Source organism: Dyella sp. ASV21, from assembly GCF_016428975.1.
GTDB lineage: Bacteria > Pseudomonadota > Gammaproteobacteria > Xanthomonadales > Rhodanobacteraceae > Dyella.
The window spans coordinates 1-17537 of the sequence record NZ_JAELTT010000078.1; the positions used below are offsets into that span (position 1 = coordinate 1).

Annotated in this window: 22 protein-coding genes; 11 read left to right on the plus strand and 11 right to left on the minus strand. The window is 60.5% G+C overall.

Annotation, left to right across the window (positions count from 1 at the left end; all coding sequences use genetic code 11):
• Together JHD67_RS18365 and JHD67_RS18370 are read left to right on the plus strand one after the other, a co-directional pair.
• Nucleotides 1-291 (plus strand): hypothetical protein (locus JHD67_RS18365; RefSeq protein ID WP_233172044.1); only part of this gene is annotated, 291 nt, incomplete at its 5' end.
• Between the two features lie 12 nt (nt 292-303).
• A complete protein-coding gene (locus JHD67_RS18370; protein WP_199100645.1) occupies nt 304-1071 on the plus strand; it encodes a M90 family metallopeptidase in 768 nt (255 codons plus the stop codon).
• Nucleotides 1072-1094: 23 nt separating this feature from the next.
• On the opposite strand, the gene JHD67_RS18375 is transcribed toward JHD67_RS18370, so the two are convergent.
• From JHD67_RS18375 to dusA, 4 genes are all read right to left on the minus strand, one after another.
• The gene (locus tag JHD67_RS18375) at nt 1095-2531 is read right to left on the minus strand and encodes an ATP-binding protein (protein ID WP_343214395.1); all 1437 of its coding nucleotides are present in this window, start codon (nt 2529-2531) and stop codon (nt 1095-1097) included.
• Nucleotides 2479-3171 carry a response regulator transcription factor gene (locus tag JHD67_RS18380; RefSeq protein WP_199100646.1) on the minus strand — a complete coding sequence of 231 codons (693 nt, stop codon included), beginning with the start codon at nt 3169-3171 and terminating at the stop codon, nt 2479-2481. Before JHD67_RS18380 ends, JHD67_RS18375 begins: the two co-directional genes overlap by 53 nt.
• The gene (locus tag JHD67_RS18385; protein WP_199100647.1) at nt 3171-3488 is read right to left on the minus strand and encodes a hypothetical protein; all 318 of its coding nucleotides are present in this window, start codon (nt 3486-3488) and stop codon (nt 3171-3173) included. Before JHD67_RS18385 ends, JHD67_RS18380 begins: the two co-directional genes overlap by 1 nt.
• 95 nt (nt 3489-3583) lie before the next feature.
• Nucleotides 3584-4597 carry a tRNA dihydrouridine(20/20a) synthase DusA gene (gene dusA, locus JHD67_RS18390; RefSeq protein ID WP_199100648.1) on the minus strand — a complete coding sequence of 338 codons (1014 nt, stop codon included), beginning with the start codon at nt 4595-4597 and terminating at the stop codon, nt 3584-3586.
• A gap of 90 nt (nt 4598-4687) precedes the next feature.
• Between dusA and JHD67_RS18395 the strand changes: the two genes are divergently transcribed.
• The 7 genes from JHD67_RS18395 (at nt 4688) to JHD67_RS18425 (ending at nt 9771) form a co-directional block, all read left to right on the plus strand.
• Nucleotides 4688-5785, plus strand: a complete 1098-nt coding sequence (locus JHD67_RS18395; protein ID WP_199100649.1) for a site-specific integrase — start codon at nt 4688-4690, stop codon at nt 5783-5785.
• Between the two features lie 86 nt (nt 5786-5871).
• Entirely contained in the window at nt 5872-6126 is a 255-nt protein-coding gene (locus JHD67_RS18400) for a hypothetical protein (protein WP_199100650.1), read from the plus strand.
• 472 nt (nt 6127-6598) lie between these two features.
• Nucleotides 6599-7543, plus strand: a complete 945-nt coding sequence (locus tag JHD67_RS18405) for a hypothetical protein (RefSeq protein WP_199100651.1) — start codon at nt 6599-6601, stop codon at nt 7541-7543.
• A gap of 66 nt (nt 7544-7609) precedes the next feature.
• The gene (locus tag JHD67_RS18410; protein ID WP_199100652.1) at nt 7610-7909 is read left to right on the plus strand and encodes a hypothetical protein; all 300 of its coding nucleotides are present in this window, start codon (nt 7610-7612) and stop codon (nt 7907-7909) included.
• A gap of 251 nt (nt 7910-8160) precedes the next feature.
• Nucleotides 8161-8349, plus strand: coding sequence for a hypothetical protein (locus JHD67_RS18415; protein WP_199100653.1), 189 nt, complete (start codon nt 8161-8163; stop codon nt 8347-8349).
• A 486-nt stretch (nt 8350-8835) separates the two neighbouring features.
• Nucleotides 8836-9060: a hypothetical protein gene (locus JHD67_RS18420; protein WP_199100654.1), complete on the plus strand. Its 225-nt coding sequence runs from the start codon at nt 8836-8838 to the stop codon at nt 9058-9060.
• Nucleotides 9061-9438: 378 nt separating this feature from the next.
• The gene (locus JHD67_RS18425; protein ID WP_199100655.1) at nt 9439-9771 is read left to right on the plus strand and encodes a hypothetical protein; all 333 of its coding nucleotides are present in this window, start codon (nt 9439-9441) and stop codon (nt 9769-9771) included.
• Between the two features lie 57 nt (nt 9772-9828).
• Here the strand turns inward: JHD67_RS18425 and JHD67_RS18430 are convergent, their stop codons facing one another.
• The 7 genes from JHD67_RS18430 to JHD67_RS18460 all read right to left on the minus strand — a co-directional run bounded on the left by JHD67_RS18430 (nt 9829) and on the right by JHD67_RS18460 (nt 15440).
• Nucleotides 9829-10797 carry an SOS response-associated peptidase family protein gene (locus JHD67_RS18430; protein ID WP_199100656.1) on the minus strand — a complete coding sequence of 323 codons (969 nt, stop codon included), beginning with the start codon at nt 10795-10797 and terminating at the stop codon, nt 9829-9831.
• A 17-nt stretch (nt 10798-10814) separates the two neighbouring features.
• Complete coding sequence (locus JHD67_RS18435; RefSeq protein WP_199100657.1) at nt 10815-11147, minus strand: hypothetical protein; 333 nt, start codon at nt 11145-11147, stop codon at nt 10815-10817.
• A gap of 342 nt (nt 11148-11489) precedes the next feature.
• On the minus strand, nt 11490-11927 hold the full coding sequence (locus tag JHD67_RS18440; protein ID WP_199100658.1) for a type II toxin-antitoxin system HicB family antitoxin: 438 nt from the start codon (nt 11925-11927) through the stop codon (nt 11490-11492).
• Between the two features lie 28 nt (nt 11928-11955).
• Nucleotides 11956-12216: a type II toxin-antitoxin system HicA family toxin gene (locus JHD67_RS18445; RefSeq protein ID WP_343214396.1), complete on the minus strand. Its 261-nt coding sequence runs from the start codon at nt 12214-12216 to the stop codon at nt 11956-11958.
• Nucleotides 12206-12535 carry a hypothetical protein gene (locus JHD67_RS18450; RefSeq protein ID WP_199100660.1) on the minus strand — a complete coding sequence of 110 codons (330 nt, stop codon included), beginning with the start codon at nt 12533-12535 and terminating at the stop codon, nt 12206-12208. Before JHD67_RS18450 ends, JHD67_RS18445 begins: the two co-directional genes overlap by 11 nt.
• A 113-nt stretch (nt 12536-12648) precedes the next feature.
• Nucleotides 12649-13665, minus strand: a complete 1017-nt coding sequence (locus JHD67_RS18455) for a phage portal protein (RefSeq protein ID WP_233172046.1) — start codon at nt 13663-13665, stop codon at nt 12649-12651.
• Entirely contained in the window at nt 13665-15440 is a 1776-nt protein-coding gene (locus JHD67_RS18460) for a terminase family protein (protein WP_199100661.1), read from the minus strand. Before JHD67_RS18460 ends, JHD67_RS18455 begins: the two co-directional genes overlap by 1 nt.
• 150 nt (nt 15441-15590) lie before the next feature.
• On the opposite strand from JHD67_RS18460, the gene JHD67_RS18465 reads away from it, so the two are divergent.
• Complete coding sequence (locus JHD67_RS18465; protein ID WP_199100662.1) at nt 15591-16406, plus strand: GPO family capsid scaffolding protein; 816 nt, start codon at nt 15591-15593, stop codon at nt 16404-16406.
• A 47-nt stretch (nt 16407-16453) separates the two neighbouring features.
• The gene (locus JHD67_RS18470; protein ID WP_199100663.1) at nt 16454-17470 is read left to right on the plus strand and encodes a phage major capsid protein, P2 family; all 1017 of its coding nucleotides are present in this window, start codon (nt 16454-16456) and stop codon (nt 17468-17470) included.
• Nucleotides 17471-17537: the final 67 nt, after the last annotated feature.

Consider the following 17537-nt stretch of genomic DNA (forward strand, 5'->3'; position numbering starts at 1 on the left):
GTCTGTGCACTGTGTGTCGGCAGCATTGATGCTGCATCGGCCATGGACGCTGACAGCCAGGATATGGGCGCCATGCAGCACTCCCTGGACAGCGGCAGCAGCAGCCATGACGGTGCGGGCGGCGGCAGTGGCGGCGACGCGCTGGGCTTGTCTCGCGAGAACGTGACGCCATCCAGCTCCTCCTCGCCGTCCAATAACGAGAACTGCCCCACCGGGAGCCAGTCCTCGCCGCAACGCAAAAGCCGCACCACCCTGGGCTGGCAATCGCTGTTGCCGGGTTCTCTCCAGTAACCGTCTTGGCCCGTGCCGATTTCCTGGTGGCGGCGCATCCGCGCCTACGTAACACCTCCCCCGCTGGCTGATGCGACTTGGCGCGCGGCCTTGGCCGCCTGCCCACTGGCGCAGCGACTGGACCTTTCCCGCCAAAACGAATTACGCCGGCTCGCTGGCGTCTTCCTGGCCCGCAAGCGCTTCCACCCGCTGGCCGATGCGCAACTCACCGAAGGGCTGCGCGCACTGATCGCGCTACAGGCGTGCCTGCCGGTATTGCGGCAAGGCCCCAAGGCACTGCGCGGCTGGAGCGACGTACTGGTGTATCCGGGCGAGTTCAAGGTGCGCCGCAGCCATCACGATGAACGCAGCGGCGTGATTACCGAAAGCGAGGATGTGTTGATCGGTGAAGCCTGGCAGCGCGGGCCGCTGGTGCTTTCGCTCGCCGATGTGCAGTTGGACCTGGAGCAACCGTGGGACGGCTTCAACGTGATCATCCACGAGATGGCACACAAGCTAGACATGCTCGATGGCCCGCCTGATGGCGTGCCGGTGTTGCCGCCATCCATGTCGCGGCGGCAATGGATCGTGGCGTTCCAGCGCGCGTTCGATCACCTCTCCAACGACGTGGCGCGCGGACGCGATACCTTGATCGACCCGTATGCGGCCGAAAGCGCGGATGAGTTCTTTGCGGTGGTGAGCGAGCTGCACTGGTCGCAGCCCTCGGTCTTGCGCCGTGCCGACGCCGCAGTGGCCGATTTGCTCACCGCGTACTACGGCCCGTCGCCCGCGCCAGGCTGAATTTTGCAGGGCTTCACCGGGAATCAGTTCGGCGGCAGCTTGGCGCTGAAGCGTGCGCCATTGAACTCGGGTGAGCGATCCACCACCAGTTCGCCGCCGTAGGCACGCACGATGTCCTGCACGATGGACAGGCCAATGCCGTGGCCCTGCACGCGCTCATCGCCGCGCACGCCACGTTGCAGCACGCTCTCGATCTTGTCGTCGTCGATGCCGGGGCCATCGTCTTCCACGCTCAGCCACAAGCCAGGGCGTTGACGGCCCGCAACCGGGCGCATCTTCACGACCAGCAGCACGCGATGGCTCGCCCACTTGAAGGCGTTTTCCAACAGGTTGCCCATCAACTCCAGCAGATCACCCTGCTCACCGTAGAAGGCGGCGTTGTCGTCGATGTCGAACTCGCACAGCACGTTCTTGGCGGCGTAGACCTTCTCCAGGCTCTGCACCAGATCCTCGGCGTGGCCGGCGATGGGGATGGCGGTGGCGGCAAAGGTCTGACGGCCAGAAGTGGCAGCACGCGCGAGCTGGTAGGCCACCAGCTCATCCATCTTGCGCACTTGTTCCAGCACCTGGTCGCGCAATTGCGATTCGCCACTGACCGTTTCCAGGCCCGAGCGAATCACCGCCAGCGGCGTCTTGAGGCTGTGCGCCAGATCGGCCAGCGTGTTGCGCGTACGCACGCGCTGCTCGCGCTCGTTGTCGATAAAGGCGTTGATGCGTTCGGTGAGGCCGGTAAGCTCGGCCGGGTATTGATCGCCCAGGTGCTCGCGCTCGCCGCGCTCCACGCGTGACATTTCGGTGGCCACTTTGCGCAGCGGCGTCAGGCTCCAGCGCAGCAGCAACATCTGCAACAGAATCAGCATCACGCCCAGCGACGCCAGCCAGAAGATCAGGCTGCGTCGGTACACGGCATTCTTGTCGGCGAGCTGGTCTTCGGTCTGCGCCACCATAAAGGTGAGATGCACCGATTTCTTCTCGGCCGTATCCAGCGCTACACCGTAGATGTAGTAATACAGACGCCCCATGCGCGTATCGACCGGGCCGACGAACTGGCCCTCGCCCGGCGCCAGCGGATGCAGGAAGCCGAAGTCGCGCCCAATTGCCGAAGGCGATTCCCACTTGAACCCGTTATCGCCAATGGCGACGGCGTACAGGCCCGAACCCGGCCGCGAGAAACTCGGGTCGGGCGGGGTATCGGGCAGCAGCACTTTGCCGGAGCGGCCCACTTCGGTGCCGGCCAGGTAGGCCACGACGAAATTCTGCAAGCGATCCTGCAGGCCCTTCAGCGAACTGTCGGCCGCGGTGCGGCTGAGCGTAAGCCCGACCACGCCGAGAAAGGCGGCCAGCACGAAGCCTGTGGCCAGAGCCGCGCGCGCCGCCAGTGAGGAGGGGCGGCGCGGCGGCAATGGATCACTCGTCGTCGGATTCGCTGCGAGGGATGGCAAAGCGGTATCCGCGTCCACGTACCGTCTCGATGGGCTTGAGGTTGCCTTCCGGGTCCAGCTTCCTGCGCAGACGGCCGATGAAGACCTCCAGCACATTGGAGTCGCGATCGAAATCCTGCTGATAGATGTGCTCGGTAAGGTCGGCCTTGGAGACCAGCTCGCCCGCGTGCAGCATCAGGTACTCGAGCACCTTGTACTCGTAGCTGGTGAGATCCACCGGCTTGCCTTCCACCACGACGGTCTGTGCGGTGGTGTCCAGCTTGATCGGACCGCAGGCCAGCACCGGCTTGGACCAGCCACTGGCACGACGCACCAGCGCGTTGATGCGCGCCAGCAGCTCTTCCACGTGGAAGGGCTTGACCAGGTAATCGTCCGCGCCGTGCTTGAGACCTTCCACCTTGTCCTGCCAGCCGCCGCGGGCGGTGAGGATAAGGATGGGATAACGCTGGCCGGCTTCGCGCAGGGACTTGATCAGGTCCATGCCCGACATCTTGGGCAGGCCCAGGTCGATGATGGCCAGATCAAACGGCACTTCCCGTCCCAGGTACATGCCTTCCTCGCCGTCCTGTGCCGCGTCGACGGCAAAACCATCGCGCTTCAGGCGGGCGGCGAGGGTCTCGCGCAGCGGAGCCTCGTCCTCAACCAAAAGGATGCGCATCAGTGTTTCTCCTTGTTGCTCTCGCCGTCACTGGACGGGTTCTTGGTCGAATCATTGGAGCCCGGCTTGCCGGCCTCCGTAGTCACGGTCACCACGCGCACATGACCGCTAGGGGTCAGCACCTTCACGCGGTGTTCGAACGAACTGCGCCCTCGGCGCACGGTACTGGCCGACAACACCTTGCCGCCAGTCTCTTGCTGCACCTGCGCCACGGCCTGCTCCAGCGACATGGCGGGCTCCGCCGACTGGCTGGCCGCCGAGGCGGCCGCCGCCACGAACAGCAACAGCGAGGCGATGGCGCAACTAATTGTTTTCATTTTGTTAAACAAACCCGAAATCCCGGGAGCGAGGAAGGCATCGTCGTTCAGACTATGGAATCGGGGCTGAATATTGACCGGATAGCCGCGCGACGTCACGCCGCGACTCGCGCCGGTGCCATGGCCTCCTCGATCAGCGACCAGCCGGCACCCGGCAAATGGGCGCCTTCGCTCAGGCGGCGACGGAACCCGCGCGCCCCCGGCTCGCCCTGGTACAGGCCAAGCAGATGGCGACTGATGTGCTTGAGCGAGGTGCCGCGCGCCAGTTCCGCTTCGATGTAGGGCCGCATGTGCCGCAGTACATCTTCACGGGTGGGCAAAGGCTCGCCATACAGCGCCGCTTCCAATCGGGCCAGCACGTAGGGGTCGTGATAGGCCGCGCGCCCCAGCATCACACCATCGACCTGCCGGAGATGGGCTTGCACCTGTTCCACCGTGGTGATGCCGCCATTGATTACTACGATCAGTTGCGGGAACTCCCGCTTGAGGCGGTACACACGCTCGTAATCCAGCGGCGGAATCTCGCGGTTCTCCTTGGGACTCAGACCCTGCAACCACGCCTTGCGCGCATGCACCACCAGCAGTTCAACGCCGGCTTCCAGCATGGCTTCGGTGAAGTGCTGCAGGTCGGCGTAGTCGTCCTGGTCATCCACGCCGATGCGGCATTTCACCGTCACCGGCACATCTACCGCGTCGCGCATCGCCTTGACGCAATCGCCCACCAGCGCGGGCTCCCGCATCAGGCAGGCACCAAAACGCCCCGACTGCACGCGATCGGACGGACACCCCACATTGAGGTTGATCTCGTCGTAACCCGCCTCCGCGCCATAACGCGCCGCCTGGGCCAATTCCACCGGCTCACTGCCACCCAACTGCAAAGCCACCGGGTGCTCCTGCTGGCTGTGTTCGAGCAGGCGCAACTGCTTGCCGCGCACCAAGGCGGCGCTGGTCACCATCTCGGTGTACAGGCGCGCATGCGGCGACAACAGCCGGTGGAAATACCGGCAGTGGCGATCCGTCCAGTCCATCATCGGTGCAACCGTCACACGCCAATCCGCCGGATTAAGCCGAAAGCGTTGGTGCGTATTAGGTTGAGGGCTATCTTGCATTGTTTTGTTTCCGGCCTTCACCGGCCATTTTCGCGGGTTTTTAACCACGCGATGTAACATAAAGTGCAACACAACCACCGATGTTGCACCGTGGGAACTATCCTCACCCGAACCGATAAAGCCGGCAAGCCACGCTACACCGCCCTGATTCGCCTTAAGGACGGCGGCAAGGTCGTACACACAGAGTCGGAAACCTTCGGACAGAAGTCCCTGGCCAAAGAGTGGATGCGCCGGCGGGAGGCCGAGCTAGATTCTAGCCGAGCCAGGGGCGAGCTCGTCGGAACCCGCTACACCCTGGGCCAGCTCATTGACTGGTATCGCAAGGAGGTCGGAAAGACCGCGAACTGGGGCCGCACCAAAGAGGCTGACTTGCTGCGCATGCGTGGCTACGCCATTGCCGCACGCCCCGCCGCCGCACTATCCGTCGCCGACTACCTGGCCCATGCCCAGCTACGCACGGAAGAAGGCGCCGGCACAGCGACCATTGGAAACGATCTGATATGGATCGGACAGGTGTTGAAATCCGCGCGGCCGTCGCTCGGGGTATCCGCCAATCTGCAAGCGCTCATGGATGCTCGGCATGAGCTGCGCGCCAGGCGATTGCTCACCAAGCCCCGCTATCGAGATCGACGGCTAACGCCGGCGGAAGAAGACCTGCTGCTAGCCCATTTCGGTAACCGTGATGCGCGCGCAGAAATCCCCATGGTGGACGTGATCCGCTTCGCCCTGGCCAGCGCCAGGCGCCAGGACGAAATCACGCGAATCAAATGGGCTGACCTGGACCGCGCCGCCGGCGTGGCCTGGCTGGACGATGTAAAGCACCCAAGGCAAAAGAAGGGGAATCGCCGATGCTTTCGACTGCTATCGGACGCCTGGGCGATCATCGATGCGCAACCGGAATCGCGCGACTACGTATTCCCCTACAACCCTCGATCGATCGGCTCGGGCTTTACCAGGGCATGCCGCCTGCTTGGCATCGAGGATCTGCATTTTCATGACCTACGACACGAGGCCACATCGCGGCTGTTTGAGCGCGGCTACTCGATTCAAGAGGTAGCGCAGTTCACGCTGCATGATTCCTGGGCGACCTTAAAACGCTACACACACCTACGTCCCGAGCACGTGCAAGAGCGTCCCGCACCTGGTGCAACCGCCGTGGATCAATCGGCAGCGGCATGCGCGGCCTGACCAACACTGGCCCGTTGTTTGCCTGAGATAACGGCCGGTGCGAATGCGCACCCGCTTTTATCGAAGGAACGAAGGGAACACCAGCAATGAATAACAAACACACCATCCTGGCCATGATCGAACAGACCACGCTCCAAGTTGACGCGATGGTCAGCCTTGCCGGTGCGCTTTCTGCAGGGCTCGAAGCCGGCGTGGTGGACCATGGCCATCTATACACCCTGCTCAACACCCAGGCGATGGCCATTCGTGGCCGGCTCGACGCTATGGCCGGGGAGATCCTCCAGCGTGGACAGGGCGAGAGCTGTGACACGACGACTGACAGACTTTATATCCTCACCTGATACGGCTCACCGAGGAAGGGCGGCCTGTCTATGTCGATAGTCATAATTGAATCTTGCCAACTACAGCGCTCGAAAATGATTCCGACGTTCATTAAAACTTGCACGGCGTAATTTTGTGCGATCCAAATTCCCGGCAGCTTCGTAGCGCTTGCTTGGGAATGGATGGCTTCAAAGGGTAAGAACTTGCGCCCCTCTGTGCCCCCAATTTCACGCTCGGATCACGCTTGATAATTGCGGCGGCGATCATGAGTTTCATGCGAAAAGCGTTCGGGGTGGGCTACCGTGCACGACGAATTTCCTATTGCGAACGACCGCACATGCATAAAACATGAAGGTCTTCGAAGGAGATGGACCTGAGGAGGTTTTTGCCGCAAATAATCTCAAGTGATGTGTTGGCTAAGGCAGCCAACCCTATTAGTGGTCAGGAAGTTGCCGCGAATGAATAGCGTTCATTTGAACATGGAGAAGCTCGATGAAGAATCCCTTTTTTTTAGTGATTATTATTGTTGGACTGGCTTGGTCCTTCGCCGCAGGAGCGACCAGCTATTCTCAGGTGTGCAACGGATGCACGCCTCAGCAGACTGGTCAGCTCCTGGCAGGTGGTGGAATGCCACCTGGCGACTGGTACATCCTCGATATGGTTAATCGGAGGATTACACATTACTCCGTGGTTGCGAGTCCGGTCGATGTGGACAAAGAGCACGTATCGCTTGTTCCCATTACGGCACCAGTACAGAACGATTTCAATCATATCCAGGCACTGTGGGACGTAACTCAGACCCTGGACATTCAGCTCTCGTGGCAAAGCTCAGCCAAGAAGGTGGCGGCATCAAGCCAGTTGCGTCGCGTTGAGCATCCTCTGGCGTTAGCTAGTACAGGAACGCCTGTCGGTAGCGACCTGTCTGCCTTTGATCTGATTAATACGCCTGCCAATCAAGCCGCCGCGCTTAATCAGATGATGAGTGCTGCTGGCAAGTGGGGTGCCGCCTCCTTACAACTATCGGCTGCTCTGTCGACATTTGCTAGCTACTCATCAGTAACACAGGCGATTTTCCCGCGCCAGGTAAACATACAAGTGACCGTCAAATTTACCGACGGCAGCACTAGTACTTTCGAGTTCAACACCGATCAAGGCGAGTGGCAATATAAGAAGGGTGCGAGCAAAGATGCTGTAGGGAATCCAATTCCTGAAAACCCTGATCAAGCCGTTGGCGGGTCAAATAACAATCAGCGCTATGTGTTTCCGAACACACCAGGTGGAGTCGATGCTGCATATCGTCAGTCACAGAACTTCAACAACATTGGCTTGCCGGTAGGCGTGCCCGTTTTTAGGGAAGGTGGGACTTGGATTGTCGCGTGTGTGCGCACGGGTCCGTCGGACGCACAGACCACGACCTGTACGGTCGTGGCGCAATAGTTTGTTCGAGTCAAGTCCAGGGAGTGATCCTCGGCTATTCGCGGTATTGAGGCCCAAGGAGTCGTTATGAGTTCCACGCAGATATTCGCACGATCTGTTGCAAATTTGGTGGTATCCGCCGCCTTGCTTCTGATCTCGCTACTAACACTGAGCGCTATCATGAATGGTGACCCTCACGCCCACTGGTCAACCCATGATGCGATGCCATTCAGCGTTTTTGTCGGACTTACTCTTATTGCTGCCTACTTGTCCTGGGCGTTTTGGAGGAATAGGAAGGTACGCTCCAACTTGGTTGCCTTCACTATTTGTGGGCTCGCGACTCTTGCATTTATTGGATCTTTTTTGATTTCATTTATTGAAAGGTGACTTAAATAATATGACCTCGGTCGGCGTGCGGCCGAGGTCATATTTGTTTATGCAGCGATCCAGGCGTCAGGTCTATAGGGCATCGGCGCCACCGTCACACGCCTATCCGCCGGATTAAGCCGGAAGAACTGGTGCGTATGAGGTTGAGGGCTATCTTGCTTCGATTTTTTTCCGGCATTCACCGGCCATTTTCGCGGGTTTCTAACCACGCGGCGTAACATAAAGTGCAACACAACCACTGATGTTGCACCGTGGGAACCATCCTCAGCCTTGCCGGTGCGCTTTCTGCAGGGCTCGAAGCCGGCCTGGTGGACCATGGCCACCTTTACATGCTGCTCAACACCCAGGCCATGGCGATCCGTGGCCAGCTCGACGCCATGGTCGGTGAGATCCTCCAGCGTGGACAGGGCGACAGCGGTGATGCGCCAGTGGGTGTGTAAAGCAATGGGCGCGACCAGCGTCATAAGGCAAGGCCGGCATAACGCCTACCAGTAGAGATTCCCACTCACGTCCTTGCGTGCACGCCAAGCCTCAGTGGCATCGCTGACCAGGAATCATGGCGGCAAACTGCCTTAGCAGCACTTAATAGGCTCCACAATGTCAGGCTTCTACGGAGGGGGTACAGAAACAGTGAACCGAGTGAACCGGTTAGTTAGTTAGTAAATATATTTCCAATGATTCATATACTTACACTGACTTCTCCGGTTCACTCCCAAATGAACCCGAGTGAACCCGGTTCATTTTTCGGTTCATTCCGAGGCTATCCGTAAGTTATTGAAGTTATCCGCTTTTTCACTTCCGGTTCATTGCGGTTCACTGCCCAATGAACCACTTAACTCAATGATCTATAAGCCTTTTTCTGGCATCCTGCCTTCCGGTTCACTGCTTGCTCCCCCACCCTTTTCTCCTAGCCGTCAGGACGACACATGGACGCCGAGTTGCCTGTCTTCTTCTTCCGTGAACAACCGTTGCGCGCCAAGTGCCTAGCCAGCGGCGGCTGGTTCGACATCTCGGACCTGTGTCAGCTGTTCGGTAAGCTCGCGCTGCACGATGCCATTGCCTTCCTAGAGCCGTGGGGTGATGGTCGAATTGATCTCACCCACGAGCGCGCCTGGGTCAATGAGAATGGGCTTTGGAGCCTGGCCAGGTAGACGCGCTTCACTACTGCATCAAACCGCATCACGGATAACCACGTAATACACCCTGACGGCGCCTGCCGTGGCGCCGTTTTGCTGTCTGCATTAATCGCATCAAAAGAGGGGGGAGAAGCGCGCAGGCGAGGAGGGGGGACGACCGCGCGCGCTGGGGTAAAGGCGGGCCGGGATGATCAAACATTGACCACCCCTGGGTCGCCCCACGATTGCCTCTAAGCGCGATGCGCGCTGACCCGTGCCCATGCCTCATCGCAAGCGCGCGCGGCACGTGAAGCGCGACCTGTGCGGCTCGTCTCACTTTCCACCATCAAGCCCAGCGCTGACCGCGCCGATAACCGTTCCGGGGCGGGGTAATTCAACCGGAGACATCGACGCATGTGGGACTGGATCAAGGCGCTATACGACGGCGGCCTAAGCTGGCTGCTTATGGTGGTCGCAGCAACGTGCATTGCCACTGCCATCTATAGGCACGTGCGCGACTGGCGACGCGAGACATGGGAGGAGGCCCTGGTGCTGGCTGTATTGCTCGCCGTTTTCTGCATCTACCCTGTTTGGCACCTGGCCACTGACGATGCGGTCAGCCGAATCTCGATTGACGCCGACCCCTCGGCCTTTACCTACGCAAAGATGCTGTGGGTGAATGTCGCCGGTGTCGTGCTTGGGCGAATCGCCTTCAGCGCCTTCCCTGCGCTGCTGCTGCGGTTGTAGTAGCCACCCGCTGGGGGTCGCGGAGTCGGCTGACGGGCGCGGGTGCCAAGGGCGAATTCATGCCGCCTCCTTGTGTGCGTAGTACGGACGCGCCCTGTCATCAATGATGGCGTACAGCGCCTCCAGGTTGTTCGGGTCAGGGCTGAGCCACGCATCGACGTGCTCGGGTTTGATAGGGACGATACAGCGGTCGTGGCCAGCCGCCAGGACCTCGGGCGGCGGCTCGTCGGTGATGGCGGCGAAGCTGAAAAGGTCGGTTCCGTGGTCGGCCCCAGGGGACATGTTCCACAGGCAGGCCACCAGCATCTCCTGCGGCGGTCGCGGGTCGAACTCCAGCACGACGTTCTCTTCCTTCTCGCCCGGTACCAGCTCCCTGCCCTCCATTTTGTGGCGGGACACGTTCTCGTAGAACCGGTTGACGATCATGATGCCGTGCCGGTGGCCAAACAGCTTTCCCCAGGATTCCTCGAGCTTGTCACGGCGAGCGTTATAAGTGCCGGGGTACTTGCGCTCGATGGCTTCGGTCCACCCGGGAAGCCGGCACTGGTAGCGCATGGGCACGACGATGCGCTGCCCGTCCTTCTCGATCATGACCGGCGCCCATACGCCCGGATAGATCCGCGAGTCCTTGTCGACCAGCTCCTTGCGGGTCAGATCGTCCAGGTTGCGGCGCGCGGACTTCACTTTGTTCGTGGCGATCCGCTGATCCTCGGCGGCCTTTTTGGTGGGTTTCGGGCCAGCCAGAACGGCCTCGGCCTTGGCCAGGCGCTTTTGCTGGGCGTCCAACTCGGCCTGGTACTTATCTGCCTGCTCCCGGTCGCCCTCGGCGACGAGCTTGGCCAGCTCGAACCCATCTTCGCCAGCGGGCTTGCGGAACGCTTCGCGCATGGCCTTGGGGATCTTTGACCACCCGCCATCCTTGCGCTTCTCCCAGAACAGCTCAACGAAGCACTTGAGGCTGATGACGGCGCCCCATTCGCGTACGAACTTGTCGTAGTCGGCTTCGATCTGCGCTGAATAGCACATTGCTCGCCCAGCCATGGCTATGAGTGTTTCGAGGATACACCCAGGGCATGACGCTCATAAGCGTAGAAGGCGCAATAGCCGGGATGCTCCAGCTCACGCAGCCGCGACCACTGCCTGGCCGCCCAGCGCTCCACGCGGCGCCGGGCCGGTTCGATGGATGGCAGCTCGAAGGATTGGACCTGCGTTGAGATCAGGTTCGGATACCAGACCAGGCGCCACAGGGGACCGTCTCGGTAAACCGTGGCGAAGTTCCCTGTGGTGTAAGGCTCAACCATGCGCGCTAGGTAGTAGTCGAGGAAATCCCCGTCCAGGCTCAAGCGCTCCCATTCAATGACTATCGGTTGGCTCATGCCGCAAACCTACGCCGGCCGAGTCTCATGGCTTGGGAAACCGCGAACCACAGATCCAGCTTCGCCATAGGGACGACAACGAGCATGTCGGGCGCAAGCACCAGAATGGAGAGGCCTAGCGAGTACTGCCGCCTCGCCCCACACCGGCGGGGATAACCGATGACCAGCGCACAAAAAAAACCCCGCCAATGGCAGGGCTTTTTACGGTGGACGGTGCTTATATCCGGCTTTCAGTCCAGATGGATTGCCGCGTCTTATGTCTGCGCTTAGGCGACTTGGGAACCCCGCAGCGGGCGCGCCTCAGCCAGCGCAATCACCGTAGGCCGAGGATACACCACCGCGCTAGGCTGCACGCCTGGCGGTCATCGGCTCCACCGTCACCTGCACGCGGTATCCAAGCTTCCCAAGTGCATCATCAACCTGCTCCAGCTTAGACTTGTGCGCCAAGTCGAGCAGACGATCCACCTGCGGACCGTGAACGCCAAGCAATCGCACCAGGTCCGATTTGCGCAGCGCCTTGGCCAGCATCGCTTGGTAAAGTCCAACCTTGGCCACATCCAGCGCAGGCAGGTACACCCAGTGCTCGCCTCGCTTTTTGTCTGTGGCCACAGGGATCGGCTCGCGGGCGTCCATATAGCCTTGCAACGACAGTGCGATGGCGTCAACGGACTCACGCAACGCTTCTTCTACTGTATCGCCCACGCTGTTGAAGCTGGGCAGGTCGCGGCACGTCGCTACAAAAGCGCCGTCTGCCTCGACCAATTTAACCGCGTAACGCATGGTTTCCTCCTGAAAACACCCCGGCCCGTTACAGGCCGAGGTCTCTGATGATCTTCTTTCTTAGCGGCTCGGGTATCTCTTTGGAGCCATGGTTGGGAACTACCGTTGTTTTCCCGTTGTACCTCACGAACTGGTGACTACCGCGCTGCCTTTCAAAGATCACGCCTTGCGCCCTAAGCCACCGGATGAACTCGCTGTACTTCATCGCCTCCCTGCCATGCCGTTCCGTTGGAACCATTATAGCAACACTTTTGTTGCATGCAACATATTTGTTGCTTTCAGCACACATAACGGGTGAAAAATGAACTCTCGAACAAAGCGCCTCCCTTCCACGCGACCACCAGGGCCACCAAGGAAACGATCAGCGATAGAACAGCAACGCCAATCGAAATCAGACCAATTAGAAGCGCAGCCGTCGTTGTCATTCGACCATAGTAGAACTGGCGCCACTCCTTTACGCGATCGTCGAACTTGTCTTGATCGTCAGCTGGATCGCCAAACATCTGTCTAACGCCGGCAATGTGTCGACGCTCAAGGACAGCGTGAAAGGCATCATTCCAACCTGCTACCCACCCTATAAACCGTTCAGCCCATTTCGCTTTGTTCACGATTGCCGTCCCCCTGTCTACGTTGGTCATTCAGCCAAGGCACGCCAACTTCAACACAGCTGAATAGATGCCGCCATACGAACATGGCCAGAACGGCATACACGTTGCCGTCTCTAGACAGATGACTCCGCGACTTGCCTGAATCGGAACGCCTCCACGCCAAGCACATGATTGAGCCCAAGCATTTTGGCTTGGATAGGCGCGATCTCGTTCTCCATGAACACCCGCTTGGCTTTCTCCACATCGCCGAAGCCGCCAGCATTGGTGGGGATCATGCCAAGCAACTGCGGCGGCACACGATGTGCCGCGAGCACGTCATCTCGGCTGGTGTTCTTGATCGACGCAAAGTCATCCTTGGCTGCCACTTCGCTAATCGGGATGAGCTGCAAGCCGTCTTTCTTGCCGCCTGGCGCGTGCATGAACAGATTGCGGAAGTTTCCCGGCCCCTTGGAATCCTTGAGCGCCTGGCGCAACGCATCCACGTCGTCCTGCTTCTGTGCCGGGTCGGTGAGGTACAAGATGAAACCCGCGTGCGAGCCGTTGTCGTAGTACTTGCGACGGAACAACGTGGCCGATTTGTTGAGCTGCGCCGCATGCAACGCGCTGAGGTACTCCGGCACGCCATAGACTTCCTGGCTCACGTCTGGCGCGAATAGCATCGTCACCGGGTTGGTGAATTCGTAAGCCGGGCCAGCGTTGGGCACGAACCAGCAAGGCCCACCCTTCACCCCCACGCGGGTGAACAGCGCCGGCGACCGCTTGAGACGTAGCACACGACCCGACAGGGCCGGTACCTGTTCCAGGTACGCATGGGCGAACACCAGATAGTCGGTAGCAAAAGCTTCGAACTCGGCCACCGTGAGGTAGCTGGTAGGCTCAAAGCTGGACAACAGCAGGTTGCGTTTGATGAAGATCGCCGATGAATGGTGTGGTGCCACCCGCATCATGTTGGCCAACCCCTGCACGCTCACGGGCGGCTCGTACCATCGCCCGTTATTCCAGACCTGCATGTAGTCCAACAGGGTGGCACGGTCGATGGGCTCGGGTTCGCCAAAGGTGAATGCCTGGACGCTGCCGGGAGGTCCAGGCGAGCGAGCTGGCATCGAAGGTTTATAGTGGTGCTTGGTCATCAGAAGATCTCCATACAGGCCTGGCTGTGGGCGCCGCCGCCCTCCAGTGGTTCGTAGATGAGGGAATGCATGACCGACCAGGCCAAGTCAGCGTGGCCAACGTCGGCGGATCGGCTGGCGTCGTAGGTCACATGACGCCCGCTCGGGGTCATGGTCTTGCGTATGGCCATAAAGGCAGCGGCAAGGTCAGTCCACCCGGCATCCCATTCCAGGCGACCCTTGCCCATCACGTCCTGCGTTTTCATGACCATCATCGCCTTGCTCTCCGGTGAGTACTGGATAGCGCGCGCCTGGGGGAAAAACTGCTTGACGAGCTGATAGACGCCCGTGCCCATGCCGGTGGTGTCGATAGCGATATCCACAACGTTGTAGTGGTCACGCAGGCGCTTGATATTGCCGGCTTGCGCGTCGAAGTCCTGACCAGGCCATTGGTGCTTCTCCAGCACGCGAAACGCATCGCGCGCACCTTCGGGCAAGGCGTTGACCGTGCAGCCCGATGGATCGCCACCGGTTACGCCCTTGGAGGGGTCAAAGCCAATGGAGACCGGCGCATCGCCGATGGGCTTGGGCGCGTAGGGTCGGAAGTCCTCCCACACATCCCAGCTATCCACCATGCACCGTTTCACCAGCGCGAACGGAAACACCGAAGCGGTGTCATCAATGAACTGGCACATCAGCAGCTGCTGGAACTCGTCCGCGCTGTACTCCAGCCGCAACTGGTCAAGGTCGAACAGATCACAGCCACCGGCTTGTGCATCCAGCACGGTCACGATCTGGCGGTACATGCCGTCTGCGCATCGCACGCCCTTGGCCAGCGCCGCATGGCTTACGTCAATGTCCACGCGGTCCGCCTTCGCGCGGCCCTTGTTGTAGTGCGCTCCGCTCCAGAACGGGTAAGCGTCATGGCTAAGCGCCGATGGCGTCGAAAAGAGCGTTTGGCGCCACTTCTTGTGGATCGCCATACCGGACGCGAGCTTGCGCAGCTGAATGAACGAGTGAACCCAAAAGAACTCGTCAAAGTAGAGATTGCCGTGATAGCCCTGGGCAGTGCGCGAGTTGGTGCCCAGGTAGTAAAGGTTGGCGTCGTTCGGCAGGATGATGGGCGTGTCTCGACCGCCCTTTAGCTCGATGCCAGCAGCCTCCATGGCAAAGCTGACCATGTACTTGCGAAATTCATTCGCCTGAGATCGGCTCGCCGATAGGAAAATCTGATTGCGCCCCGTGTCGATCGCGTCCACCAGCGCTTCGCGTGCGAAGTACCAGGTGGCGCCGATCTGGCGTGACTTGAGAATGGCGCGGATACGCTCCGTGAGGCCGGCGTTGTACCAAGACCGCTGATATTCAAAGAGCGAGTCCATGAACGCTTCGCGGAGGCGTGCGGCCTGCTCCGGGCTGTACTCATTCGCTATGGGCTTCTTTTTCGGACCCGCATTGCGGTTGGCTACGTTCGGGTTGAGATGGCCCTCATGGCCACCGGGCGCCTCGTAGCGATGCACGCGGGCGATGCGTTCCACTTGGCGCGTGAGTAGATCGATCTCCTTGAAGTCGTGCGCGTCCTTTCGCTCCTTGGCAATGAGCTGACACAGCCGTGCTTCTAGCACGGCGTCAACCCGGTCGATGGGTTTGGCGCAGGCCCAGCCGTCGCGTTGTTTCCACGACTCTACGGTGGGACGCGCCAGGCCGATCTGCGCGGCGATGGCCGTGACGCTCCAGCCTTGAAAGTAAAGGCTGCGCGCAATGGTGCGGGGATCGGTGGCAACAGGAGGTAAGAGCATGCGCGACAGCGTAGGGATCGATTCGCCACCGCTCGCTTGTCGCCGGTTCTAGCGTGATGTGTACAGAACCACCGCGCGTTGCCGGTGGTGGCGGTGCTCCCGATGCTGGCCACCTAGCACCGATCCCACCACCTACCGAGGCATTGCCGCATGGCAAAGAAGTCCAAGAAGTTCCGCATTGCGACCGAGGGCGCTACCGCTGACGGGCGCACCATCGAGCGCGCCTGGCTGACGCAGATGGCCGAAAGCTACGACCCGGCCACGTACACCGCCACCATCAACCTGGAACACTATCGCGGCATCATCCCGGATAGCCCGTTCCGCAACTACGGCTTTGTCGAGTCCCTCAGCACGGCCACGAACGACCAGGGCAAGTTGCAGCTCTTCGCCGTCATCACGCCCACCGAAGACCTGGTGGCCATGACCAAGAAGGGCCAGAAGGTATTCACCTCCATGGAGGTCAACACCAAGTTTGCCGACAGCGGCAAGGCCTACCTGATCGGCCTGGCAGTCACCGACAACCCGGCCAGCCTGGGCACCGAAATGTTGGAGTTTGCGGCCAAGAACCCGGACGCCAGTCCATTCAAGGCCCGCAAACAGAACCCCGAGAACCTGTTCACGGCAGCGGAAGAAGCCGAGCTGGAGTTCGTGGACGAATCGACCGAAGCACCCGGCGTACTGGCCCGCATCAAAAAGATGTTCGCCGCCAAGCACGCGACCGATGACGCCCGCTTCAACGACCTGGCCGCTGCGGTCGAGGAAGTCGCCGAGCACGGCGAAGCGCAGAGCCAGAGCACCGCCCGTCAATTCCAGACCGTGGATGGCCAGATCAAGGCCAATGCCACCCAGCTGGGCGAGTATGGCGCGCGTCTGGACGCCCTGGAGAAGCTGTTCAACAGCACCGAGAAGCCGGGCAACCCGCGCCCCGCCGCTGATGGCAGCCACGCCACGCAGACCCAGTTCTGACGCGTAGCGCACGCGCCAACACCCACCAAACACACCCCGAGGGAACCATGCAGAACCCCACCCGCCTTGTCTTCAACCAGCTCACCGCGCGCATTGCAGAGCTGAATAGTGTCCCGGACGCCACCGTGCAGTTTTCCGTGGAGCCGACCATCCAGCAGCGCCTGGAAACGGCCATCCAGGAATCGAGCGCATTCCTCCAGATGATCAACATGCCGGGCGTCACCGAAGCGTCTGGCGAGAAGCTGCGCCTGGGTCCGTCCGGTCCGATTGCGAGCCGCACCGACACCAACACGAAAGATCGCAACCCTCGCAATGTCAGCGATCTCAAGAGCCGCAAGTACCAGTGCGCGCAAACCAACTTCGACACGGCATTCCCCTACGCCCTGCTCGATGCTTGGGCCAAGTTCCAGGACTTCCAGACGCGCCTGTCCATCGCCATCGCACAACGCCAGGCACTGGACCGCATCATGATCGGCTGGAACGGCATCAAGGTCGCCGACGAGACGGACCTCAGCAAGTACCCGATGCTGGAAGACGTCAACAAGGGATGGCTCCAGAACCTGCGCGAGCAGGCACCGGCCCGTGTCATGTCGCGCGGCAAGACCGAAGGCAAGGTACGCGTCGGCCCCGGTGGCGACTATGCCAACCTCGATGCCCTGGTGTACGACGCCATGACCCTGCTGGACCCCTGGTACCAGGAAGACACTGGGTTGCGCGTGATCGTTGGTCGCAAGCTGATGCACGACAAGTACTTCCCGACCCTCAATCGCGACCAGCGCGCGACCGATGAACTGGCATCCCAGCTGCTGGTGAGTCAGCGCAGTATCGGCGGCTTGTCCGGCCTGGTGGTGCCGTTCTTCCCGGCCACCTCCATCCTCATCACCCGCCCGGACAATCTCTCGATCTACTACCAGACGGGTGGCCGCCGTCGCCAGATGATCGATGAGCCCAAGCGCAACCGCATCGCCAACTACGAATCGAGCAACGACGCCTACGTGGTCGAAGACAACGGCTTGGCGGTGCTGGTCGAGAACATCGAGTTCGGCGACTGGAGCAAGGGCTGATCATGCTCAGTCCCGCACAAGCACATTTGATGCGCGTGCAGGCCGAAACGGCGACCGCCCAGGCGGC